24 protein-coding genes and 1 riboswitch are annotated in these 20641 nt (G+C 68.2%); of the genes, 11 read left to right on the plus strand and 13 right to left on the minus strand.

What is annotated here, in order from left to right; all coding sequences use genetic code 11:
* Positions 1–9 precede the first annotated feature (9 nt).
* From ABN273_RS43045 to ABN273_RS43055, 3 genes are read right to left on the minus strand one after another with little or no spacing between them, the layout of a single operon-like run.
* On the minus strand, positions 10–222 hold the full coding sequence (locus ABN273_RS43045) for a hypothetical protein (RefSeq protein ID WP_349455289.1): 213 nt from the start codon (positions 220–222) through the stop codon (positions 10–12).
* Between the two features lie 43 nt (positions 223–265).
* Positions 266–1549, minus strand: coding sequence for an ArsB/NhaD family transporter (locus ABN273_RS43050; protein WP_349455290.1), 1284 nt, complete (start codon positions 1547–1549; stop codon positions 266–268).
* The gene (locus tag ABN273_RS43055) at positions 1546–1992 is read right to left on the minus strand and encodes a CBS domain-containing protein (RefSeq protein ID WP_349455291.1); all 447 of its coding nucleotides are present in this window, start codon (positions 1990–1992) and stop codon (positions 1546–1548) included. The genes ABN273_RS43050 and ABN273_RS43055 overlap by 4 nt, the downstream gene beginning before the upstream one ends.
* A 286-nt stretch (positions 1993–2278) precedes the next feature.
* Here ABN273_RS43055 and ABN273_RS43060 point away from each other — a divergent pair, with 286 nt between their 5' ends.
* A complete protein-coding gene (locus ABN273_RS43060) occupies positions 2279–3505 on the plus strand; it encodes a cation:proton antiporter (RefSeq protein ID WP_349455293.1) in 1227 nt (408 codons plus the stop codon).
* A 252-nt stretch (positions 3506–3757) separates the two neighbouring features.
* On the opposite strand, the gene ABN273_RS43065 is transcribed toward ABN273_RS43060, so the two are convergent.
* A complete protein-coding gene (locus ABN273_RS43065; RefSeq protein ID WP_349455294.1) occupies positions 3758–3994 on the minus strand; it encodes a hypothetical protein in 237 nt (78 codons plus the stop codon).
* 80 nt (positions 3995–4074) lie between these two features.
* On the minus strand, positions 4075–4995 hold the full coding sequence (locus ABN273_RS43070; protein ID WP_349455295.1) for a cyclase family protein: 921 nt from the start codon (positions 4993–4995) through the stop codon (positions 4075–4077).
* Between the two features lie 134 nt (positions 4996–5129).
* Between ABN273_RS43070 and ABN273_RS43075 the strand changes: the two genes are divergently transcribed.
* A complete protein-coding gene (locus ABN273_RS43075; RefSeq protein WP_349455296.1) occupies positions 5130–5333 on the plus strand; it encodes a hypothetical protein in 204 nt (67 codons plus the stop codon).
* Between the two features lie 329 nt (positions 5334–5662).
* Here ABN273_RS43075 and ABN273_RS43080 read toward each other — a convergent pair whose 3' ends face one another.
* The gene (locus ABN273_RS43080) at positions 5663–6136 is read right to left on the minus strand and encodes a GbsR/MarR family transcriptional regulator (protein ID WP_349455298.1); all 474 of its coding nucleotides are present in this window, start codon (positions 6134–6136) and stop codon (positions 5663–5665) included.
* 155 nt (positions 6137–6291) lie between these two features.
* On the opposite strand from ABN273_RS43080, the gene ABN273_RS43085 reads away from it, so the two are divergent.
* Together ABN273_RS43085 and ABN273_RS43090 are read left to right on the plus strand one after the other, a co-directional pair.
* Complete coding sequence (locus ABN273_RS43085) at positions 6292–7008, plus strand: DUF998 domain-containing protein (protein ID WP_349455299.1); 717 nt, start codon at positions 6292–6294, stop codon at positions 7006–7008.
* Between the two features lie 106 nt (positions 7009–7114).
* Positions 7115–7327, plus strand: coding sequence for a hypothetical protein (locus ABN273_RS43090; protein ID WP_349455300.1), 213 nt, complete (start codon positions 7115–7117; stop codon positions 7325–7327).
* A gap of 93 nt (positions 7328–7420) precedes the next feature.
* Here the strand turns inward: ABN273_RS43090 and ABN273_RS43095 are convergent, their stop codons facing one another.
* Both ABN273_RS43095 and ABN273_RS43100 read right to left on the minus strand, forming a co-directional pair.
* Positions 7421–8629, minus strand: a complete 1209-nt coding sequence (locus ABN273_RS43095; RefSeq protein WP_349455302.1) for a glycosyltransferase — start codon at positions 8627–8629, stop codon at positions 7421–7423.
* A complete protein-coding gene (locus tag ABN273_RS43100) occupies positions 8626–9081 on the minus strand; it encodes a GbsR/MarR family transcriptional regulator (RefSeq protein WP_349455303.1) in 456 nt (151 codons plus the stop codon). The genes ABN273_RS43095 and ABN273_RS43100 overlap by 4 nt, the downstream gene beginning before the upstream one ends.
* A 65-nt stretch (positions 9082–9146) precedes the next feature.
* Here ABN273_RS43100 and ABN273_RS43105 point away from each other — a divergent pair, with 65 nt between their 5' ends.
* From ABN273_RS43105 to ABN273_RS43120, 4 genes are all read left to right on the plus strand, one after another.
* Positions 9147–9281 (plus strand): hypothetical protein, encoded by a 135-nt coding sequence (locus tag ABN273_RS43105; RefSeq protein ID WP_349455304.1) that lies wholly within the window; start codon positions 9147–9149, stop codon positions 9279–9281.
* Between the two features lie 69 nt (positions 9282–9350).
* Positions 9351–10751 (plus strand): sensor histidine kinase, encoded by a 1401-nt coding sequence (locus ABN273_RS43110; protein ID WP_349455305.1) that lies wholly within the window; start codon positions 9351–9353, stop codon positions 10749–10751.
* Between the two features lie 555 nt (positions 10752–11306).
* Positions 11307–11933 carry a hypothetical protein gene (locus tag ABN273_RS43115; RefSeq protein WP_349455306.1) on the plus strand — a complete coding sequence of 209 codons (627 nt, stop codon included), beginning with the start codon at positions 11307–11309 and terminating at the stop codon, positions 11931–11933.
* A 583-nt stretch (positions 11934–12516) separates the two neighbouring features.
* Positions 12517–12765, plus strand: a complete 249-nt coding sequence (locus ABN273_RS43120; RefSeq protein ID WP_349455307.1) for a hypothetical protein — start codon at positions 12517–12519, stop codon at positions 12763–12765.
* A gap of 45 nt (positions 12766–12810) precedes the next feature.
* Here the strand turns inward: ABN273_RS43120 and ABN273_RS43125 are convergent, their stop codons facing one another.
* Positions 12811–13458 carry a CHAP domain-containing protein gene (locus ABN273_RS43125; RefSeq protein ID WP_349455309.1) on the minus strand — a complete coding sequence of 216 codons (648 nt, stop codon included), beginning with the start codon at positions 13456–13458 and terminating at the stop codon, positions 12811–12813.
* A gap of 15 nt (positions 13459–13473) precedes the next feature.
* Positions 13474–13618, minus strand: a riboswitch (cyclic di-AMP (ydaO/yuaA leader).
* A gap of 320 nt (positions 13619–13938) precedes the next feature.
* On the opposite strand from ABN273_RS43125, the gene ABN273_RS43130 reads away from it, so the two are divergent.
* Positions 13939–14334 carry a BlaI/MecI/CopY family transcriptional regulator gene (locus tag ABN273_RS43130; RefSeq protein ID WP_349455311.1) on the plus strand — a complete coding sequence of 132 codons (396 nt, stop codon included), beginning with the start codon at positions 13939–13941 and terminating at the stop codon, positions 14332–14334.
* A 22-nt stretch (positions 14335–14356) separates the two neighbouring features.
* Here ABN273_RS43130 and ABN273_RS43135 read toward each other — a convergent pair whose 3' ends face one another.
* Positions 14357–15166, minus strand: coding sequence for a hypothetical protein (locus tag ABN273_RS43135; RefSeq protein WP_349455312.1), 810 nt, complete (start codon positions 15164–15166; stop codon positions 14357–14359).
* Between the two features lie 94 nt (positions 15167–15260).
* Between ABN273_RS43135 and ABN273_RS43140 the strand changes: the two genes are divergently transcribed.
* The gene (locus ABN273_RS43140; RefSeq protein ID WP_349455314.1) at positions 15261–15860 is read left to right on the plus strand and encodes a class I SAM-dependent methyltransferase; all 600 of its coding nucleotides are present in this window, start codon (positions 15261–15263) and stop codon (positions 15858–15860) included.
* An 18-nt stretch (positions 15861–15878) separates the two neighbouring features.
* Positions 15879–16472, plus strand: coding sequence for a DUF2218 domain-containing protein (locus ABN273_RS43145; protein ID WP_349455316.1), 594 nt, complete (start codon positions 15879–15881; stop codon positions 16470–16472).
* Between the two features lie 48 nt (positions 16473–16520).
* Here ABN273_RS43145 and ABN273_RS43150 read toward each other — a convergent pair whose 3' ends face one another.
* The 3 genes from ABN273_RS43150 to ABN273_RS43160 all read right to left on the minus strand — a co-directional run bounded on the left by ABN273_RS43150 (position 16521) and on the right by ABN273_RS43160 (position 20628).
* Positions 16521–17099 (minus strand): TetR/AcrR family transcriptional regulator, encoded by a 579-nt coding sequence (locus ABN273_RS43150; protein WP_349455317.1) that lies wholly within the window; start codon positions 17097–17099, stop codon positions 16521–16523.
* Between the two features lie 277 nt (positions 17100–17376).
* Positions 17377–17892 (minus strand): DUF305 domain-containing protein, encoded by a 516-nt coding sequence (locus ABN273_RS43155; RefSeq protein ID WP_349455319.1) that lies wholly within the window; start codon positions 17890–17892, stop codon positions 17377–17379.
* A 510-nt stretch (positions 17893–18402) separates the two neighbouring features.
* Positions 18403–20628, minus strand: a complete 2226-nt coding sequence (locus tag ABN273_RS43160) for a heavy metal translocating P-type ATPase (RefSeq protein WP_349455320.1) — start codon at positions 20626–20628, stop codon at positions 18403–18405.
* Positions 20629–20641 lie beyond the last annotated feature (13 nt).

Genomic DNA, 20641 nt, shown 5'->3' on the forward strand with positions numbered 1-20641 from the left:
GATCGGCCCTTAATTTATTAACGGAACGGTCTCGTAAACATAATCAAGCAACCATCGTGGTCTGTCCAGAGGGTCGCGGTGCTTGATCCAGGCATGCAGGGCCAGGCCGGCGGGGACCACGATGACGGCGGGCCACAGCAGCGTCGCGAGCCTGCCCGCGGCCGGCCAGGCGACGGTGAAGGCGACGAAAACGGCTGCCCGGATGAGGATGCCGTGATCCATCCTGTCCACCTGCCTGCATATGGGTTGTGGGTGCTGCCTCTGGTCAGAGGAGGTAGCGCAGCCACAGGTACGGGGCGACCAGAGCGACGGTGACCACCGTGACGATCAGGCCATACTTGGTGAACTGCCAGAAACTGATCGGCGTGCCATTGCGGGCGGCGATACCGAGCACCACGACGTTGGCCGCAGCGCCAACGGCGGTGGCGTTACCGCCGAGGTCGGCGCCGAAGGCCAGCGCCCACCACAACACGTCGTGTCCCCCGTTGGCCTGGACGAGCTGCTCGACGATGGGGCTCATCGTGGCGACGTACGGGATGTTGTCCACGATGGCCGACAGCGTGGCCGAGACCCCCAGCAGCCCCATGGTGGCGGCTGCCGGTTGCCCGCTGGTCGCCGCGACGGCGGCCTTGGACAGCTCGCCGATGACGCCGGTCTCGACCAGGGAGCCGACCATGATGAACAGCCCGGCGAAGAACACCAGCGTGGGCCACTCGACCTCGGAGATGGCCTGCTCGGTGGTCACCTTGGTCGCGGCCACCAGCACGCCCGCGCCAAGCAGCGCGACCACAGACGGCTCGTAGTGCAGCACCGGGTGCAGCACGAACGCGGCCATCACCAAAGCGAGCACGGCCAGTGACTGCCACAGCAGGCGCCGGTCGGCGATGGCCTCCCGCTCGTCCAGCGCCATGATGGACGCGGCGCGTTCCGGGTCGTAGCGGAATGACCGGCCGAACATCAGCCAGCACAACCCTACGAACACCGCCATCAAGACGATGACCATCGGGGCCATGTGGACGAGGAAGTCGTTGAAGGTCAGGCCGCCGCGGCTGGCGATGATGATGTTCGGCGGGTCGCCGACCAGGGTGGCGGCGCCGCCGATGTTGGAGGCCATCGCCTCGGCGATCAGGAAGGGTGCGGGGTTGACGGCGAGCCGTTCGCACACCAGGAACGTCACCGGCGCGATGAGCAGCACGGTGGTGACGTTGTCCAGCAGCGCCGAGGCCACTGCGGTGATCAGCACCAGCAGCACCATCAGCCGGAACGGCCGGCCCCGGGCCCGCTTGGCGGCCCAGACGGCCAGGTACTCGAAGACACCGGTCTGCTTCAGCACGCCGACGATGACCATCATGCCCAGCAGCAGGAAGATGACGTTCCAGTCGACCCCGGCGTGCCGGGAGAAGAACGCCGCCTCGCTGTTGGTGGCATGGATCAGCAGCATGATCGCCGCCCCGCCGAGCGCGGCCGCGACCCGGTGGATCCTCTCGGTGGCGATCAGCGTGTAGGCGGCCAGGAACACCGCCACGCTCACCCACGCGAGCACGCTCATACCGCGAGCACCCTGTCCAGCAGCGCCTGCAGCGTCACCGCCCCGACCAACCGCCGGCCCCCGTCCACGACGGCGACCAGCGGGCTGTGGGTGCGGGCCATCAGCGCGGCCACCTCCAGCACGGTCGCCTCAGGGTCGGTGACCGGCAGCTCGCGGGGCTGCCGTGGCAGGGCCTCGCGCACGGTACGGCCGTCCAGCGCCTGCATAAAGGCGTCGGCGTGTGCCTCGTCCACGACCCGGGCCAGCGCCGGGTCGTCCTGGCAGTAGCCGGGCACGGCCAGGCGCAGCACTTGGGTGCCGGGCAGGATGGTGAACGGCGAGTCCCCGTCGTCGACCACGATGAGGCCGGGCAGATCCTGCTCGGCCAGCAGCTTGGCCGCGTCGATCACGGGCGAGTCGAGCCGGACGGTGGGGAAGTCGGCAAGCAGATCTCGGGCGCGCACCGGCACATCCTTTGCTAAATGGGACAGAACGTGCCGACCAGACTTCCCGGCTCACCTGTAGACAACCTATCAAGGCCCGTCAAGATCACTGAGAGCGGGATCGGCAGCTCTCCGCCGGCTCTCGGTGATGTGTGTGTTGGCGTTGCCGTCAAGAATCCGTCTATCCGCTTGACATGGCCGCTGCTAGGGTGAGCGGCGGTGCGCCGGGAAGTCTGGTCGGCAAGATCGTGTAGGAGATCCCGACCGGAGGCGTACGCACAGTGACTTCTTCTTCGCGGTGCCACTGATGGGCGCGCTGCTGACCGCGTTCGCGGGCGTGCTGCTGCTGGCCGTGCTGCTGTCCAGCCTGGCCCACCGCACCATCCTGTCCACGGCCGCGCTCTTCCTGATCGCGGGGTTCGTGCTGGGCGACGGCGTCCTAGGCGTAGTTTCGCTCAAACCGGGCGACGAGCTGGTGGCCACGCTGGCCGAGCTGGCCCTGTTCACCGTGCTGTTCACCGACGGCATGCGGGTGGGCTGGGGTGAGCTGCGCAGCGCCTGGCGGCTACCCGGCCGGGCGCTCGGCTGGGGACTGCCGCTCACCCTGGCCATCACCGCCGTGGGCGCGCACTACCTCCTCGGGCTGGGCTGGATCGAATCCCTGCTGATCGGCGCGATCCTGGCGCCCACCGACCCCGTCTTCGCCGCCGCCCTGGTCGGCAACGAGAAGGTACCGCCCCGCCTGCGGCAACTGCTCAACGTCGAGTCCGGCGTCAACGACGGGCTCGCGCTGCCGTTCGTCATCGTCTTCCTGGCCATCGCCTCCGGGGCGCAGGACCTGCACCTGGGCGAGCTCAGCCTGGAGCTCAGCCTTGGCGTGCTCATCGGGGTCGCCATCCCCTGGGCGGCGATCAAGCTGGAGCAGACCCGCTGGTTCTCCGCCTCCACCCAGTACGAGCCGCTCAACGCCCTGGCCATCGGCCTGCTCGTGCTCGCCGTCGGCAAAGCGACCCACGGCAACCTGTTTCTGGCCGCCTTCTCCGCCGGCATCACCGTCGCCACGTTCGGACAGCGGCAACGCGAGTCGTTCGAGCACTTCGGCGAGCTCATCGCCGAAGTGTTCAAGCTGGCCGCGCTGCTGGTGTTCGGCGCGCTCATCACCCCCGCGCTACTTGGCGCGGTCGGGTGGCAGGGCTGGCTGTTCGCGATCGGCGCGCTGGTGCTGGCCCGCCCCATCGCCATCTGGCTGTCCTTTCTGCGCTCCGGACTGTCGGTGCGCGAACAGGCGGCGGTGGCCTGGTTCGGGCCAAAGGGTTTCGCCTCGGTCGTCTACGGCCTGCTCGTACTCGCCTCCGGCATCACTGCCGCACAAGGCGTTTTCCAAATCGTGGCCGTCACCATCGTGCTCTCGATCCTGCTGCACTCCTCGACCGACATCGTGGTCGCCCGCACCTTCGACGATGAGCGCGAGGTCCCGGCCTGGTATGGCGGTGTCACCCGCCGCCTGCGCAGACCGGCAGGTGGCCGGGAATGAAACGCGCCATCGTCGTGGGAGGGTTCCGTCCTCCAACGCAGGTCGTCGTGCTCGGCCCACCATGGCCCGTTCCGGCCGGCGGCGTTCATCCCCGTCGAGATGCCGGCCGACCCGGTCATCATCCCCCGTGGAAGGAGCACTCCTTCTGATGCACGGCCGCGCTTCCGCCTCTGCCGTCCGACACCGGTGCGGCCGGACGCCCGGCCCCGCGCCCGCCCGGCCCCACGGAGATCACTTTCGAGTACTTAACGACTATCGGCTCTCCTCACGCGGCCGAGCAGCACCGACGTAGGCACCCGCCTCCGACGAGTCGAACAGCTCGACGAACGCCGCACGATCCCGAGCCAGCGACTCGCGCAGCACGAGCCGCTCGGTCCTGATCGGGGCGGGCGGCCAGACGGCGGATCCAACGTCAGTCCGGCCGGCAGCTATCGCACGCTGCAACACCCCGCCTTGAGGCGCTCGTGCCGCCTGGTTCCCGACCAGCACGGCGTGTCCTCACCGACCACGACCGAGTGCCAGGTGCGGGCCGGGCCCTTCATGGCGTCGCACCTCCTCGTGAACCGCGGTCAGAATGTGGCGATCGGGTTGACTGGGCTGCCGGACGTACCGGCGAAGCGGACCGGCGCGACTGCGAGGTGGAAGTCCCACTGGCCGAGCTCGGCAGCCGTCGTCGCGCACGCCTCCAGGTCGCAGTTGTCGAGCATCCACAGACCCATGGCGACGAGGCTCACGGCGTGAACCGGCATCAACACGTCTTCGTACCCCGATGGCTGAACGTCCTGGGGGGTGTCAGCGCCGATCAGCGCGACCTCCCGTTCATGCAGCCACGGCAGGCAGGACGCGTGCCAGCCGGCCTGCGTGAAACCGCTGGCCGCACCGGTTTCGTGCCGGACGCGGCCATAGCCGGTCCGCAGGAGTACCGCATCGCCGGATCGCACCCGCACACCCTGGCGACGCTCGGCCTCCTCGAGATCGTCGGGAAACACACCCTGCCCCGGTTCCAACCACGGCACATCCCGCACGCTCGCAATGTCCAGCAGGACACCACGCGTGATGATCCCGTTCGCCGCCGCCGTGACGGACGCCCACGCCGATCCCGTTGCGGCGTCGACCAGCGAGTGCGACCGCCCGTTGTACATCGTGCCGTCCCAGAAGATGTGGCACGGCGAGTCGACGTGGGTGAGGGTGTTGCCGTGGAACGTGATGCCGAGCCGCTCGGACGAAAAGCCCCAGCGCCGGTCGTTGCGGAATCCGGGCACCGGCATGTCCTCGGCACCCGGCATGTCGGCGGCGCACGGGCACGTCGTCGTCGACCGCTCCATGTCTTCCGGTACGGCAACCTCCCACGCGCACGACACGCTCCTGCCGTGGCGCACAGCCCGCGCTGCCGCCAGCCGGACGTCGTCGGTGATGTGGTTCAGAGTGCCGAGCTCGTCGTCGTCGCCCCACCGTCCCCAGTTCGACAGCGTGTTGAAGTACCCGAGCACGTCGTCCTGTGTAGGCATCGGTCGCCCTGCCGTCATCCCAGCATCGACTCCTCCGGTCACGTGGTTCGCGAGGCACCGCAGGCAGGGTATCCCGCCCTCTCCTTTGATATGACCTCGCCGGGGCCGGAGAGACGGTGTGCGCGACCTCGATCCAACCCTGCTTCAAACAGGCCGTCATGGTGCTCCGCTGGTTTCTGGATGGCACCCGCCCCAAGCAGCTGACCAGCGATGGCAACATCCGGATCACCCAGATCGCCGCCGCAGCCCTCGTCCTGCTTCAACTGGAGTACGGACGGACCGTGCAAGGCAATCACGTACCGTCACGAGCAAAGCGGTGACCAGGGCGACGACGGCGCTACCAGCGTGAACCCGACCAGATCCGCCGAGGCACCCGCCCGTGCGGCCCCTTCGGATGCATTGATCACCAGCAGCTGCCCACCCACCAGCGCCACACACCCCGAGCCATCAGCCCCTTGCGGCCCTGAGCGAGAGGCGGCCACGCGTGGCGCTCGCACCCGGCTCAGTGGCGCGGGGCCGACGATGGCAGGTGCGGCGGATGCCGTCGGCGGCGATGACCAGGTCGGCGCTCAGCTCGATGCCGTCGCACGCCACCGTGGCGCGGCGGCCAGCCCGCCGATGCCGCCGCCCACCACGATCGCCTGCCTGATCATGTCGTCTCCTTGCCGTCGGAGTCGTCGAGGCGAAGGGGCGGCGCGCTGTCGAACACCTTGGCCATCCACTCGAAGGTGGTGTGCGCCTGCCGGACACGCGAGGCCCGAGCATCATCCGGCCCGACCAAGCCCAAGCCGTCGCGCGTGATGTCCAGAAACGAGGTGATCGAGGCGATCTGGCGGCGCACCACGAGCCCCCAGGCGTCCTCCGCCATCCGGTAATAGACGGTCCGCTCTCCCGGCCGGGTCCGCCACGTCAAGAAACCCATGCCCGTCAACAGCCGAAGATTCGACGTCAGCGACGCCCGGCTGGCGCCGATGGCCTCACTGATCTGCCCTGCGGACTGCTCCGGCGGATCGCACACCATCAGCCAGCCCAGCACGCGCCCGGCGATCGGCGGCACTCCATCGCGCGCCAGGTACATGGCAACCCGTTCCACCCACTCCAAAAGCTGTTCCTGCTCGGTCACGGGCGGTTCTCACTCCTCTTGCAGTTATTTCAGCATGAGCTAAAATCCGTGTATTGATCAAGCATATGCCCCGCCGGGGCGTGCCGTTGGAGAGCCGGGAAGTCTGGTCGGCCCGCGACATTCACTGCCGCGGAGAAACAGGAGGAAGCTTCCCCATGGCCACCCCGACCCGCGTCTCCAGGACACTGCTCGGCAGCGGCATCGCCGCCGGCGTCCTCGTCCCGGCGCTGCTGTGGGCCGACGGCGCCACCCGCCCCGGCTACAGCCTGTGGCACCACGGCGCCAGCCAACTCGGCACCGGCGAGCGCGCCTGGCTGCAGACGGCCAACTTCATGCTCAACGGGCTGCTCCTGCTGGCCTTCACGGCCGGGCTGCGCCGGGTCCTGCGCGGCGGCCGCGGCGCCAAATGGGGACCGGTCCTGCTCGCGGCCGCGGCGACTGGGATGATCGTGGCCGGGCTGGTGCCCACCGACCCGGCGCTGGGCTACCCGCCCGGTCAGCCGACCGGGGTCACCCCCAGTGGCCTCGTCCACCAGGCGGCCGGCTTCGCGCTGTTCGCCGGACTGAGCGCGGCCGCGCTCGTGCTGGCCAGACGCCTCGGTGAGACGAGCCGCGCCTGGGCCGTCTACTCCCGTCTGTCCGGCGTTCTCATCATCGTCTTCGCCTTCGCCGCAGGCATCGCCTACCGCCTTGACGTCCTCGGCGTCTGGCGCCCGGCTCCTGCGGGCCTGCTCGAACACCTCTCGCTGCTGACGGGCTTCTGCTGGATCATCGCCGTGGGTGTTCATCTACTGCGTTGGTATGTTCCGGCGGACCCGACCGCGACCCCAGGCGCTCGAGGCTCAGCACCCGCCGCTTCTCAAGCGAAATAGCGGGCAGGCAAGCCAGGCGGGTCCCCGGACCGACATGCCCTGGCCATCGGTGTCAAACGCTCAACTGCGGGCAGCGCTGCAACATGCCGGCGATGTCGGACATCACATGAACGACGAGGCCGAACGCAGGTGGCCCGCCATCGCGGTCTTCCTCCTGATCGCCTTCGACATCCCGTGGCTGCGGCGCAGGCAGACCGGTATCGGACACGCCCGTTGCGACGTCCGATTCAGTAGGACCCCCTGTCGGTGGAACATCATGAGCACGATCATGGTCGGCGTCACACTGATCCTTCCGGCCGTCACGCTCTGGCCTTCCTGACCGCGGAATGGTCTCGACCTTCGGCTCGTTCGGCCGTCGACCGGCACCACCCGCATGGGCGGTCGGGAGCTGCTGGTGCTGTCCGTGTCGAGATCAGGTGTGGGTGGCGATGCGGGACACGGCTGCGGCGACGCCGTCCTCCGAAGAGACGGCTTTCGCGACGGCCCGCGCCGCGGACACCAGCTCTGTCGCGGCCATCAAGGCGGCGGCCAGGCGTTCGGGGGTGAGGCGGCCGGTGAGGGGGGCCGGGGCGACGCCGAGGCGGTGCAGGCGATCGGCCCAGAACGGCTGGTCGCCCACGAAGGGGCGGACGACCTGCGGGACGCCCGCGCGGAGGGCGGCCGCCACCGTACCGATGCCGCCGTGGTGCACGGCCATCGCCATGTGCGGCAGCAGCCAGTCGTGCGGGGCTTCCTCGATCACCAGGATGTCGTCCTGTACCACGTCAGGCCGCAGGGCACCCCAGCCCGTGGCCAGCACGGCACGCCGCCCGGTCAGTCGCACGGCCTCCAGCACGGTGGCGGTCAGCGTCTCGGGGTCGCCGGTGACCGAGCTGCCGAAGCCGACGTACACCGGCGGATCGCCCTCTTCGAGGAAACGGGCCAGCCGCTCCGGAGGCGTCCAACCGTCGTCCGCCGACATCGTCCAGAAGCCTGTGGGATGGGCGGACGCGGGCCAGTCGGCGGGCGCCGGGAGCAGGTGCGAGCTCCAGGCGTGCAGCACACCGCCCTCCGTGACCAGGTCGGCGACCGGCCGGAAGCCGTCGGCCAAGCCGAGCGCCTGCGTCCGCCAGGCGCGAACGGTGCCCCGGTAGGGGGCCTCGACGGCCGCCGCGATCCGCCAGCTCGCCCGGTTGAGCGCATGCGGCACGCGTACGGGGAGGATGGGGGAGGAGAACGCTGCCGTCGGCAGGTACAGCGGGAGCAGCAGGCCGGCGATGGCCGGGACGCCGAGCTTCTCGGCCACGTACGGCCCGCCGAGTGACTTCGGGTGGTAGACGACCACGTCGGCCTCCTGTGAGGCGAGGGCGGCCTGGTCGTTGAGAAGGCGCCGGAGCATGGGCTTGACCGACCGGGCGGCGGTGATGGCCGCGCGCACGCCCTGCCCCTTGACCGAGTCCTGCAGCGCCAACATCTCGTCCGACAGTGGCACGAAGGCGACGCCGTGCGCGGTGGCGAGCGGCTCGAACCGGCGGGGCGCGGCCACGACGGGCTCGTGCCCGGCGGCGCGGAGCCCGCGGGCCAGTGCGAGGTAGGGCTGGACGTCTCCGCGGCTGCCCGCGGTGATCAATAACGGTCTCATCGCTGGTCCTTGCGCTTGTCCCACTCGTCGAGCAGGCTCGGGAAGCGGTCCATCATGAACACGTACATGTCACGCATCAGCTCCAGCCGCCGCCGGCGCGCCGGATCGTCGCCGACTGCGCGCAGGCCCTGCTCGGCCAGCTCGCGGAAGGTCTGGAACTCCGCCATCTTGGCGCGGAAAGCGCGGGCGAAGACGTCCTCCGCCAACCGGTAGCGGTCGCGCCGCTCGCCCCGCACCCGGAACCGCTCGACCAGGCCGGCCTGCTCCAGTTGGCGCAGCGCGACACTCATGCTGCTCTTGGCCACCGCCAGGGCCTCGGCCAGCTCCGGCGCGTCCGCGCTGTCGGACTCGGCGGTCAGCAGCCAGCCCATCACCCGCCCGGACGTGCGGCTCAGACCGAGCCGCTCGTAGAAGAGCCCGGCATCCTCCACGAACCTGTCTACATCGCTCATAGCACGAGGATATCCGATTGTTCGGATATATCCGAACAATCGGTTTCCAGACTAAGAAGACGGCCATGACCATGAGCCCGAACGCCAGCAACCCGATGGTGACCGGGCCGCCCCAGCCGTGTTCCGATGAAGCGATGACCGCGTACACGACGGCCACCATCCCCACAACTGCACCCATGGTGGGGTTTGCGGTCTTTTGACCGTTTTTCGCCTTATTGCCAGTTAAGGTTTCGGTGCGGGGGTTTTGCGGTGCAGCTGATCACGAGGGGGTGATCAGGTTCAGCAGGTGGCATCGTTGTTCGATCCGGGCCCGTCTGGCCCTGCTGGCCAGTGCCGTCATGGCGCTGCTGTGCTCGGCGTTGGCGGTATTCATCGTGCTGGTGGCCCGGCAGACGGCCATCGAACACCGGACCGAGCAGCTCTTTGCGCATGCTGTGGAGATGGGCATCCAGGCGCGCCAGCAGATCCCCGATCTGACCGAAGGCAGTCCGGTCCGGGCGGTCCAGGTGTTCAACCCAGCCGGCGCCATGGCCGCGGCCACCCCGGACATGGCGGACAAGCCACCGATGACGAATCTGCGCCCCGATCCCGACGCCTTCGCCAGCGCCCGCACGTGCGATACGCGGGCCTTCCCCGGCCGGTGCATGATCGTGCTCGTCTATCCCTTTCACCGCTCCGACGGCGTGTGGCAGATCGACATGGCCGTTCCCGACGTCCCCTGGTACGTCGGTCCGGAGCTGCTGATCCCGCTTGCCGCCGGCTGGCTGCTCCTGGTCGGGGCGACCGCAGCGGGCAGCTATCGGATCGTGGGCAAGACCTTGGAGCCGGTGGGCATCATCACCGGCAACCTCGCCCAGATCACCGCCAGCGACCTGGGCCATCGGGTGCTGGTGCCCAGGTACCGCGACGAGCTGCGGGATCTGGCCGAGACCGCGAACCGCACGTTGGATCGAGCCCAATCCGCGGTCGAGCAGCAGCTCCGCTTCGCAAGCGAAGCCTCCCACGACCTGCGCAGCCCGCTGACCGCCATCCGCACCCATATCGAAGAGGCCCTGATGGACCCGCGCCAGGCGAACTGGCCAAAGGTCGCGAACGCGGTGCTGGAGAGCGTGGAACGCATGCAGATCCTGGTCTGCGACCTGCTGCAGGTGGCCCGGCTGGACGCGGGTGTCACCGGCCGCCGCGAGAGGCTCGACCTGACCGAGCTGGTGCGGCGCGAATTGGACCAGCGGCCGGCCAGGGTCTACCTACGCCACCGCCTCATGGCCGGGGTGATCGTTGAGGGTGACCGCCTCGACCTGGCCAGGCTGCTGAACAATCTGCTGGACAACGCCGAACGGCACGCCGAGTCCGTCATCACCGTGCTCCTCACGCTTGAGGACGGTGAGGCGGTGCTGGAGGTGAGCGACGACGGAGAAGGCGTGCCACCCGAGCAACGGGAGATGATCTTCGAGCGGTTCGCGCGGCTTGAGGCCTCCCGAGTCAAGGACGCCGGTGGGACAGGGCTTGGACTACCGATCGCCCGGCAGATCGCGCACGCCCACAACGGCACCCTGACCCTTGAGGACAGCCCCCGCGGCGCGCGGTTCGCGCTCCACCTTCCCGGATGCACCACGCGCAACGCGAATCATCCGCAAGGGGAGAAGGCGAGGCGCAGCCGGCCGCGTTGAACGCCTGGCGAATCTCCCCGGATCGCCGCATCTCCGAGGACCTCTTTGCCCTCGTCCAGGATCAGCAGGATCGCTGGCACCTCCCGCGATGCCGGCAGCATGATCACGCCAGGGCTGGGGTGGTGGTGGTCGGACGGCACGGGAAACCGCAGGTCGGAGTGGTAGGGCGCCCGGGTCTCGAACCTGGAACATACGGATTAAAACCGCGTTCAGCCCCACAGCCTGTCTGAGCGCGCGGCATCCTGTCACATTCGAGGAAATCCGGGCGTCTATCTCTTGTAGGGAATCGCACGTGCACCGGGTTTCACGCGGGTTCCAGCCTTCTCCCGTTCACCGGTAGCTGATGCGGAAGGAGCATCGACTGGATGCCTCGACTCAGGCAGCCCAATGCCGCCCCGTTCAGCCAACCAGCGCATCTGATGCGCCACAGGTGAGCGCGCCACGACGGGCATCACTTCGACTGAGTCAGGACAGTAGGGCCAGGATGTAACAGCCAAATCGCCTCCAGCGTGGCATCCCTGGCAGATCGTGCCATTGTAGATAACCTCAGCGCTCGTGAACAGTACGAGCGTCGTCACCGAGGCTGCCATCCTCGCCGAAGTCAACAAGGGCGTCGGTGTCGTTATCGCCGTGATCGGGGCGATCATCATCAGCCCCGCCGGATGGCGGGCACTCCTCCAGCCCTCTGCCTCGTGGATGCGGGCGCAGTTCGATCGCATCCGGAAACCTTCGCCGCAACCCCTCAGCCTGAGCGCATCCGGCTCCGGTGAGACGTTCGGCAACACGACGATCATGAACGCGCCCCCACCTCGGCTCACCGACCAGCCAGTCGCCGACCAGGTCGCGATGGTGTACGCCTACCTCCGCAGCGTCGAAGGCCGTCTCAACCAGCTCATGACCTCCCTCGCCGACGAAAAGAGCGCGAGGGACAAACAACTCGCCGAACTGGCGGCAACCCTCCAGGGCCGCTTCGACAAGCTGGAAGATCGCATGATCGAGCAGGAACGCCAGGCAGCCCGTATCGACGCTCGCGGCCTCCCGGTAATCGCCACCGGCATCGTGCTCAGCGGCATCCCCGAATGGCTGGCGGCGCTCCCATTGCGCATCGGCTGGGCCCTTCCGGTCATTGGACTCCTGCTGACGGGCAGAGTGCTGGGATCATTGCGCCCGAACTCCTCATGATGGCTGCAACCCGAGCACGCCGACCCACTGGCTGAAGCAACACGCCGACCGCGGCGACACCTTGATGCTCCACTCGCGGCACGAGGACAACCCAGTCCTGTTCCATGACGACGGCACCCTCACGGAGGTGGGCGCTGACTACATTGGCAAGCTCGACCGGCTCACTGGCGTTCGCTGCCACCGACTCCGGCATGGCCTGGCCCGTGCATACGCCACGGCGGTGGAATCAGCGTTGACCTGGAGTCGGCGCAACTACGCGCGCTTCTTCGGGCAGAGCGCCAGAAGCAGCAGGCAACGCGGGCGCTGCGCCAGGACCGGGGGAACCCGTCCGAGGGGCCGCACAGGTGGCACAGGCGGCTTCACCGGGGGTGGTATCTCCGTTCACGGTGTCTGAGCGCGGGCTGCCTCAAGCGCTCTGCCATCCACTGGCCTTCCACCTCACCACCGGGCAAAGCAAGCGACGCACCGGCCTCCGAACAAGTGATACCGAGAAGGAGCTTGGCTTGCAGGCCATGCTCACCACCGTTGGCCACGACCGAGCAGTCCTCGACAGCGCCATCCGGCGTACCGTGACCTCGCGAGAATGCTTCTGTTCGTGCACGTGCTCGCCCTGCCGCAACGCCATCGCGGTCTGCCGCAACAAACGATCCCGTCCACGGTGCACGGGCGGGCAGGGCTTGTCGCCGGGCTTGACCGGTGGGACGGGCCGTCCGGCTATCTGCTGGTCATGCCCGAACGCCGTCACCGCTTGGCAAGCCGTGGTTCAGCCCTGCTCGTGGCGCTCGGATTTTCACCCCCAGGCAATCGCCCATGCTGGGCGCACAACGCATGATCGGGACGGGGCCCAGTCGGCCCCGTCCCGATCAGTTGCGCTCGTTCAGGCCTTGTACTGCGGGTAGCCGTAGCCCACGACCTGCGACGTGGGCCGGATCCGCTCCTCCACCTTGCCGTTGCCGGTGTTGCCCTCGACCGTGGTGATCGTGCCGTCCCCGTTGTCCTTCTTGACCAGGCCCATGTGGTCAATGCTGTCGACGGTCTTGTCGTCCCAGGAGAAGTAGACGACGGCGCCGGGCTTGGCGACGGTGCCCCACCGGCCGTTGTTCTGGAACCACTTGGCCCAGGTGATGGTGTAGGCGTCCCAGCCCATGGTGGGACGAGCGCCGGCCTTCTCGCCGATCCAGGAGACGAACATCGCGCACCATGGAGCGTTCGCGTACGCCTGGATGTTCCCCCCGTCACGGGCGACGGTTTCCATGGCGCGGGGCGAGGACATGTACCACTGGTGGAACGGCGTGCCGCCACCCGCCGCGTTCTCGGTCACGCCCACTTGGGATTCCGCGATCTTGATTACCGCGTCCGCCGTGACCTGTGCGGGCTTCTGCTGGGCGACCGTGCGGTCGTTCTGGTGGTCCGCAGCAAGGGCGGGGGTGCCGGTGAAGATGGCCCCTGCGGCGACTGCGGCTCCAAGCACCAGCCGGGGACTGTTCGCCGACCCGAAGGCGCGAGAAAGTACGTTCTTGGTCATGCTGGGGTTTGCTGCTCCTTGCTTCCATGCCGCCTACCGGGTTAGCTGACGGGTTCGGGCCTGGAAGTGCCCTACGGAACTGCCTCGCGGGTGTTCCGATTCACCCCAAGAAATTGGGTCCCCGGTTCCGCTCTCTTCGCGGATTCGGCGGCCGCACCCTGCCCTGCGGGCATGCTGCCGTACAGGTGGAGCGCGGTCTCGGCAATCAGGGACGCACCTCCCCGCGTAAAGCAGTTGTGCTGGTGCGGCCCCAGGTCCACCAAATGTAAGAAATATGCATAGAACGGTGCAAATCCGGTTTGACCAGATGTGGCAGAATCCCTTGCCGGGCAGGGGTTTTGAGCGCGATTTTTTACCTTTCCGGTGCAGCGACATGACTGCTGACCACTACGGCCGTCCGTACATGCCTTCTCCTGAGTCGACCAGTCCGACCCGGCAAGTGGCCCAGACCAGGGAAGTCGACCAATAAGAATCACTACGATGGCCGGTAGCATCAACGGCATGATGCGCGGTCTAGGGGAGCTCGAGTCCACCATCATGGAGGTGATGTGGGCCCGGCGACGGCCTGCCTCCGTTCGTGAAGTGCTGGAGGAACTGCAACAGCAGCGCACCATCGCCTACACGACCGTGATGACCGTGATGGACAAGTTGCACGCCAAGGGTTTGCTCAAGCGCAAGCCCGTCGGCCGTGCCTATATTTACGAGCCCATCTCGTCGAAAGAGGCTTACACAGCCGATCTGATGCGGGCCGTGCTGGCAGGTAGCGGCAACCAGGCCGCCACACTCGTGCACTTCCTCGAACGGCTCACCCCGGAGGAGGCGACCGCGCTCCAGGCTGCCCTGCAGGTGTTCCCTTACAAAGGCGGGCCGGCGTGATCGCGGCCGTCGTCCTGGCGCTCTATATAGTGGCCGCCGCGATCTGGTTGCCGAGACTCATGCGAGTAGCCTGGCCGGGCTGTTCGAAGCGTGTGCCGCCATGCTCTCCGACGGCGAGGGCTTGACGGCGGCCGGTGCGCTCCTGGTCGCGGGCGCCACAGTCGTCCGTGTGCTCTCGTGCGGCGCCGTCGTCCTGACCAGGACCGGCATGGAACGACGCGAGCACGCGGAGCTGCTCGCTCTGCTCGGCCGGCGCGACGGCGACCTGGATGCGGTAGTGCTCGACCATGACGAGCGGCTGGCCTACTGCCTGCCGGGCAGGAACGCCCAAACCGTGATCACTACCGGTGCGCTGCGGAGCCTCTCGCCCGAGCAGATCGCCGCCGCACTGGTCGGCCTGGCCACCGGCCGGACGTCCGCCTTCGCGCTCGGCACCGGTGGGGAGACCGCGCTGGTTCGCGTACGTCGTATGCTCCATCCCGCATCTCCGCTCAAGCGGGTAGAACGCCTGGCCGGGGTGCTCAGCGTGGGACTGCTGCTGAGCGGACCGACAGCGGTCGCCCTGGTGCCCGGCGTCAGCTCTTTCCTGGCCCACCACTGTCATTCGCTCCTCACGTTCGATCCCTTCTCGCAGGTATAGGTCGTAGACCTCGGAGAAGAAGTCCGCCCACGTGTCGCCGTCGGGGAGCAGCCGCAGGGCGGGCGGCTCGTACGGGATGACCGCTCGGTAGATGTCGGCCACGCCGGGCGCCCCAGTGATCAGGACCATCAGAGGGCCGATGCCGTGGATCTCGTAGTAGAGGCGGGCGTCCGGGACTTCAAGAGAGCTCATGCGGTATGGATGCCTTGTCGGCTCTACGATTTTGCGAGACATGGTGTATATATCAGATACATAATGCTCATCGGAGAGACCGAACGACACTTCCATGACTGATACGCCACACGGGCCGCAGGAGGAGCTCTACAGCACTCCGCTTCCCTGGGACACCGGCCGCCCGCAACCGGCGTTCCTCGACCTCGCCCACGCCGGCGCCATCCGGGGCCGGGTGCTGGACGTCGGCTGCGGCACCGGGGAGCACGCCCTCATGTGCGCCGCTCGTGGCCTGGACGCCACCGGGATCGATCTCGCCCCCAGAGCGATCGACCGCGCCCGAGACAAGGCGCGCGAACGGGGACTCACAGCGCGCTTCCTCCAGCACGACGTGCTGAGGCTGGCCGAGTTCGGCGAGTTCTTCGACACCGTGCTGGACTCCCTGGTGTTCCACATCTTCGGCGACGACGAACGGCCCCTCTATGTGGAGAGCCTGCGCTCGGTCGTCAGGCCGGGCGGCCGTCTCTTCCTGCTGTGCTTCAGCGATCAGCAGCCCGGCGAAGGCCAGTACGGGCCGCGACGCGTAACGCGGGAGGAGATCGTGGACGCGTTCGCCGACGGCTGGAAGCTCGACTCGATCGAGGCCAGGACCATCGACAACACCGCCATCCCCGACGGCGTCCTGGCCTGGCTCGCCGCCATCACCAGAATCTGACCACGCGAAAGGACCGCGATGCCGACCGCCGAAGCGCACATCACAACCGATCGGGCCAGCCGCTACCTCGTCCAGCTGTGCCGCCATGCCAGCCAGATGGGGCACGGCTTCCCCAGCCACGCCAACCGCGGCCCGCACATTGGCGGCGAACGCCCGAAGAACGTCGAGGCCAAGTGGTCCGAGACGGATGGCACCATCAGCCTGGACTGGGGCACCTGCACCCTGCGGGCCACTCCCAAGGAGTTAACGCTGCACGTCGAGGCCGTGGACGAGGACGGCCTGCAGCGCATCCAAGCCCTTCTCACCAGGAACATCACCAGAATAGGCCGCCGCGACAACCTGACTGTGGAGTGGCGCCATCCCGACGGAACCACCAGCGCCTCCTCTGTCCCCCTACGCAGGAGGCGTCACACCGCGGTCGCCCTCACATCGGCCGCCGTCCTGGCCGTTGCCGTGCATATGGGGCTGGGCGCCGGTGTGCTGACGGTTCCGCACTGGGCGGGCTTGGGCGCGGACGCCGTGCTGGCGATGATCCTGGCGATGGTCCTGGCGAAGGGCGCTCTCGTCGCCATCCACCTCCGGCGCCGCCGCACCTCCTCCAGGGCCCGCTGAAGAGCCGCGACCGCCAGATGGAAGCCGTCGCGGACCGCCTGTCTCGGCTCAGCTCTCTCTAAGCGCTGCCAAGGTGAGCGCGACCAGCCGCTGGACGGCGTCCTCGGCGGGCAGGGCGGTGGCCGCCTGCAGAGCATGCAGGCAGAACATGACCAGTTCGTCCGCCGGCACGTCCGCACGGATCTGCCCGGCCCGGGCGGCGTCGGCGAGCGCGTCGCGCAGCATGGCGTGCAACCGCTGCTGGGCCTGGCCGACGTCCTCGGACCGGTGCAGGAGCGCGACGAGATCGGGGGCAAACCCGTGCCGTGCCATTCGCTGGTGCATCAGAGCGTACGTCTCGAGCATGGCCACGAGCCGCCGTCCGACGTCGCTCTCGCGCTGGGCGGTCTGGGCGAGGTGCTCCAGATGTGCGGCAACCATGCGACCATGCCAGGCCAGCAGGATCGCCTCGACGTCGGGGAAGTACTTGTAGAGCGTCGCACGGCCGATGCCGGTCTTCTCGGCGATCTGCGACATCGTCACCCCCAGCAGCCCACGTTCCCGCACCAGCTCGACGGTGGCGTCAAGGATCGCGTCATGCACGGTACGCCGGTGGGCCTCGATCGTCTCGTTCCACAGCTTCGGCATCCGGCTAGTCTACGAACTGTCGCATACCTGACAGCATGTCTTAAACAAGACTCTCCTGATTCCCCGCCGCACGTCCGCGTGTGACAATCCGGGTCCGCCACGCGGCAGGTCACGCTTCCACGAGGTGGCAACCTGCCGCTTCCACGGCCCCGCACCTTGCCATGGGCATCCTGGTCGCTTACGTCCGCTGATCTTCGGTGCGGCTCGCACGGGACCCGTGCGAGCCGCACCACCGCATAGTCGCTCAGCGACCGATCTAGTCGAACAGAGCCATTCCTTATTGGAGCCGGTCCAGCATCTTCCGCATCTGCTCCACCTCGGCCTGCTGGTCGCTGATGATTTTCTCCGCCAGTTGCTTCGCCTGCGGATTCTCTCCACGCTTCCGCTCGGCGCGGGCCATGGTGATCGCTCCCCTGTGGTGAACGATCATCAGCTTGAGAAACTGCTTGTCGAAGGCGGCCCCCTGGGCCTTCTCCAGCTTCTGCATGTCCGCGTCGGACATCCCGCCCGGCATCTCATGCCCCATGTCGCCGGTCGGCATCGGCTTCCCCCAAGCCTCCAGCCAGCCCTGCATTGTCTCGATCTCCGGCTGCTGGGATGCCTTGATCTTCTCTGCCAGGTCCTTGACCTCCGTGTTCGATGCTCGCGTCGAGGCCAGCTCGGCCATCTGGATGGCCTGCTGGTGGTGCGCGATCATCATCTGCGTGAACCGCACGTCCGCGTTGTTGAACTCGGCGCTCGGTTGAGCGGTCGCCGTGGTGGCGACCGGTGCGGCTCTGGACCCGGCCGCCATGTCCTGGACCGCTGTGTTGCCGCCACAGGCGGCGAGGACCAGCGTTCCCGCCGCCAGGGAAGTGGTCAGAAAGACGCTGTGTACAGCCCTTGTGTTGCTGCTCATGACCGCTGAACCCCCCGATTTCAGCACATCGACTTGCGAGTCGGCCCCAGGCCGACCTGGCCATATGTTCCCTGGAACGGCTGCCGTTACCGCGTATCGATGAATCCCGACGATGGCCTCCCCGAGCTGGGCGGCCCCCACCCTCTCGCCATATACCGACCCGGGCATGGAGTAATGACACGCTGGTGCGCCACCTGTACGTCGGCCCCACCATTGCCGCGCACCAGCGCGTGGCGCGGGTGGACCCCTGCTGCTCGGCCTGACTGCCACTGAGGCCGCCCCCCATGGTCGCCGCCGGCGCCTTCCGCCTGGTGCTGTGACCGGGCTGCGGCATGTGCGAAGCGCGTCCCCTCTTCACGCCGATGCCTCCGAGCCGGTGCCGGCTCGGAGGCATCGCATTCATGATTACTTGAAGCGGCGTAGCCGCAGGCTGTTGCTGACCACGAAGACGCTGGAGAACGCCATCGCGGCTCCGGCGATCATCGGGTTGAGCAGGCCGAGCGCGGCCAGCGGCAGGGCGGCCACGTTGTAGGCGAACGCCCAGAACAGGTTGCCCTTGATCGTCGCCAGCGTGCGGCGGGACAGCCGGATGGCGTCGGCCGCCACCCGCAGGTCGCCGCGGACCAGGGTGAGGTCGGAGGCCTCGATGGCGGCGTCGGTGCCGGTGCCCATGGCCAGGCCGAGGTCGGCCTGGGCGAGTGCGGCGGCGTCGTTGACCCCGTCGCCCACCATGGCCACGACCTTGCCCTCGCTCTGCAGTTCCTTGACGACGTCGACCTTGTCGGCGGGCAGCACCTCGGCGATCACCTCGTCGATGCCCACCTCGGCCGCCACGGTCCTGGCCACGGACTCGTTGTCGCCGGTCAGCAGCACCGGGGTGAGGCCGAGCGCGCGGAAGCGTTCGATGGCCTCCTTGCTGGTCGGCTTGACCACGTCGGCCACCACGAGCACCGCACGCGCCTGACCGTCCCAGCCCACGGCGACCGCGGTACGGCCGGCCGCCTGGGCGGCGTGCAAGGCCCGCTCCAGCTCCGGCGAGAGGTGCTGCGACCACTCCTCCAGCAACCTGGGCCGACCGACCAGCACCGCGTGCCCGTCCACGATGCCCTGCACGCCGAGCCCCTCGACATTGGCGAAGTCCTCGGGAGCGGGCAGCTCGCCGACGCGGCCGGCGGCGCCCTTGGCGATGGCCTGGGCGATCGGGTGCTCGGAGGCGTGCTCGAGCGCGCCCGCCAGCCGCAGCACCTCAGACTCGCTCTCGCCCTCTGCCAGGTGCACATCGGTGAGGGTCATCTTGCCCTCGGTGACCGTGCCCGTCTTGTCCAGCACGATCGTGTCGATCCTGCGGGTGGACTCCAGCACCTCGGGACCCTTGATCAGGATGCCGAGCTGCGCGCCCCGCCCCGTGCCGACCAGCAGCGCCGTCGGTGTGGCCAGGCCCAGCGCGCACGGGCAGGCGATGATCAGCACCGCGACCGCCGCCGTGAACGCCGCTCCCACGCCGTCGCCGGTGCCGAGCCAGAACCCGAGCGTGCCTATGGCCAGCGCGATCACAATGGGGACGAAGATGCCGGAGATCCGGTCGGCCAGCCGCTGCACCTGCGCCTTGCCGGTCTGCGCCTCCTCCACCAGCCTGGCCATCTGCGCCAGCTGGGTGTCGGCGCCCACCCGGGTCGCCTTGACGATCAGACGGCCACCCGCGTTCACCGTGGCGCCCGTGACGGCGTCGCCCGGCGCGACCTCGACCGGAACGGACTCGCCGGTCAGCATCGAGGCATCGACCGCCGAGGTGCCTTCCTCGATCACGCCGTCGGTGGCGATCTTCTCGCCGGGCCGGACGATGAAGCGGTCGCCAGTCTTGAGCTGTTCGACCGGGACGCGGCGGCCGTCGGCGAGTTCCACGTCCTTGGCGCCCAGCTCCAGAAGGGCCCGGAGCGCGGCGCCCGCCCGTCGCTTGGAGCGGGCCTCGAAGTAGCGTCCGGCGAGGATGAACGCGGTCACTCCCGCCGCGGCCTCCAGGTAGATGTTGCCGGAGCCGTCGGTGCGCTCGATGGTGAACGCGAACGGGTGCGTCATACCTGGCGTACCGGCCGTACCGAAGAACAGCGCCCACAGCGACCAGCCGAGCGCGGCCAGCGTGCCGATCGAGATCAGCGTGTCCATGGTGGCGGCGCCGTGCCGCAGGTTGGTCCAGGCCGCCTTGTGGAACGGCCAGCCCGCGTACACCACCACCGGTGCCGCCAGCACGAGCGACAACCACTGCCAGTTCGTGAACTGCAACGGCGGGATCATCGCCATCGCGATCACCGGCACCGCCAGCACCACCGACGTGATCAGCCGGTTGCGCAGCGGCTGGAGCTCGTCCTCCGGCTCCTCCTCCGCCGTTTCCGCCTTGGGCGGGGCAGGAAGCGCGGCCGTGTAGCCGGCGTTCTCCACCTCGGCGATGAGCTGCTGCGGGTCGACGCCTTCGGGGAAGGTGACCTTGGCCTTCTCCGTGGCGTAGTTGACCGTCGCGGTCACGCCGTCCAGCTTGTTGAGTTTGCGTTCGATCCGGTTGGCGCAGGATGCGCAGGTCATGCCGCCGATCGAGAGCTCGACCGCGTTCTGCCGGTCATCGGTGACAGAGGTCATCACCGTTCTCCTT

It is taken from the genome of Nonomuraea sp. B19D2 (assembly GCF_040137845.1).
In the GTDB taxonomy this organism is placed as follows: domain Bacteria; phylum Actinomycetota; class Actinomycetes; order Streptosporangiales; family Streptosporangiaceae; genus Nonomuraea.

Excerpts from the sequence above, each read along its gene's own strand:
- ABN273_RS43135 (WP_349455312.1), bottom strand. The coding sequence starts at position 15,166 with ATGAGCTCTCTTGAAGTCCCGGACGCCCGCCTCTACTACGAGATCCAC.
- ABN273_RS43160 (WP_349455320.1), bottom strand. The coding sequence starts at position 20,628 with ATGACCTCTGTCACCGATGACCGGCAGAACGCGGTCGAGCTCTCGATC.
- ABN273_RS43155 (WP_349455319.1), bottom strand. The coding sequence starts at position 17,892 with ATGGCGGCCGGGTCCAGAGCCGCACCGGTCGCCACCACGGCGACCGCT.
- ABN273_RS43090 (WP_349455300.1), top strand. The coding sequence starts at position 7,115 with ATGAACGACGAGGCCGAACGCAGGTGGCCCGCCATCGCGGTCTTCCTC.
- ABN273_RS43045 (WP_349455289.1), bottom strand. The coding sequence starts at position 222 with ATGGATCACGGCATCCTCATCCGGGCAGCCGTTTTCGTCGCCTTCACC.
- ABN273_RS43145 (WP_349455316.1), top strand. The coding sequence starts at position 15,879 with ATGCCGACCGCCGAAGCGCACATCACAACCGATCGGGCCAGCCGCTAC.
- ABN273_RS43140 (WP_349455314.1), top strand. The coding sequence starts at position 15,261 with ATGACTGATACGCCACACGGGCCGCAGGAGGAGCTCTACAGCACTCCG.
- ABN273_RS43125 (WP_349455309.1), bottom strand. The coding sequence starts at position 13,458 with ATGACCAAGAACGTACTTTCTCGCGCCTTCGGGTCGGCGAACAGTCCC.
- ABN273_RS43150 (WP_349455317.1), bottom strand. The coding sequence starts at position 17,099 with ATGCCGAAGCTGTGGAACGAGACGATCGAGGCCCACCGGCGTACCGTG.
- ABN273_RS43095 (WP_349455302.1), bottom strand. The coding sequence starts at position 8,629 with ATGAGACCGTTATTGATCACCGCGGGCAGCCGCGGAGACGTCCAGCCC.
- ABN273_RS43060 (WP_349455293.1), top strand. The coding sequence starts at position 2,279 with ATGGGCGCGCTGCTGACCGCGTTCGCGGGCGTGCTGCTGCTGGCCGTG.
- ABN273_RS43130 (WP_349455311.1), top strand. The coding sequence starts at position 13,939 with ATGGCCGGTAGCATCAACGGCATGATGCGCGGTCTAGGGGAGCTCGAG.
- ABN273_RS43085 (WP_349455299.1), top strand. The coding sequence starts at position 6,292 with ATGGCCACCCCGACCCGCGTCTCCAGGACACTGCTCGGCAGCGGCATC.
- ABN273_RS43100 (WP_349455303.1), bottom strand. The coding sequence starts at position 9,081 with ATGAGCGATGTAGACAGGTTCGTGGAGGATGCCGGGCTCTTCTACGAG.
- ABN273_RS43105 (WP_349455304.1), top strand. The coding sequence starts at position 9,147 with ATGACCATGAGCCCGAACGCCAGCAACCCGATGGTGACCGGGCCGCCC.
- ABN273_RS43050 (WP_349455290.1), bottom strand. The coding sequence starts at position 1,549 with ATGAGCGTGCTCGCGTGGGTGAGCGTGGCGGTGTTCCTGGCCGCCTAC.
- ABN273_RS43120 (WP_349455307.1), top strand. The coding sequence starts at position 12,517 with ATGCTTCTGTTCGTGCACGTGCTCGCCCTGCCGCAACGCCATCGCGGT.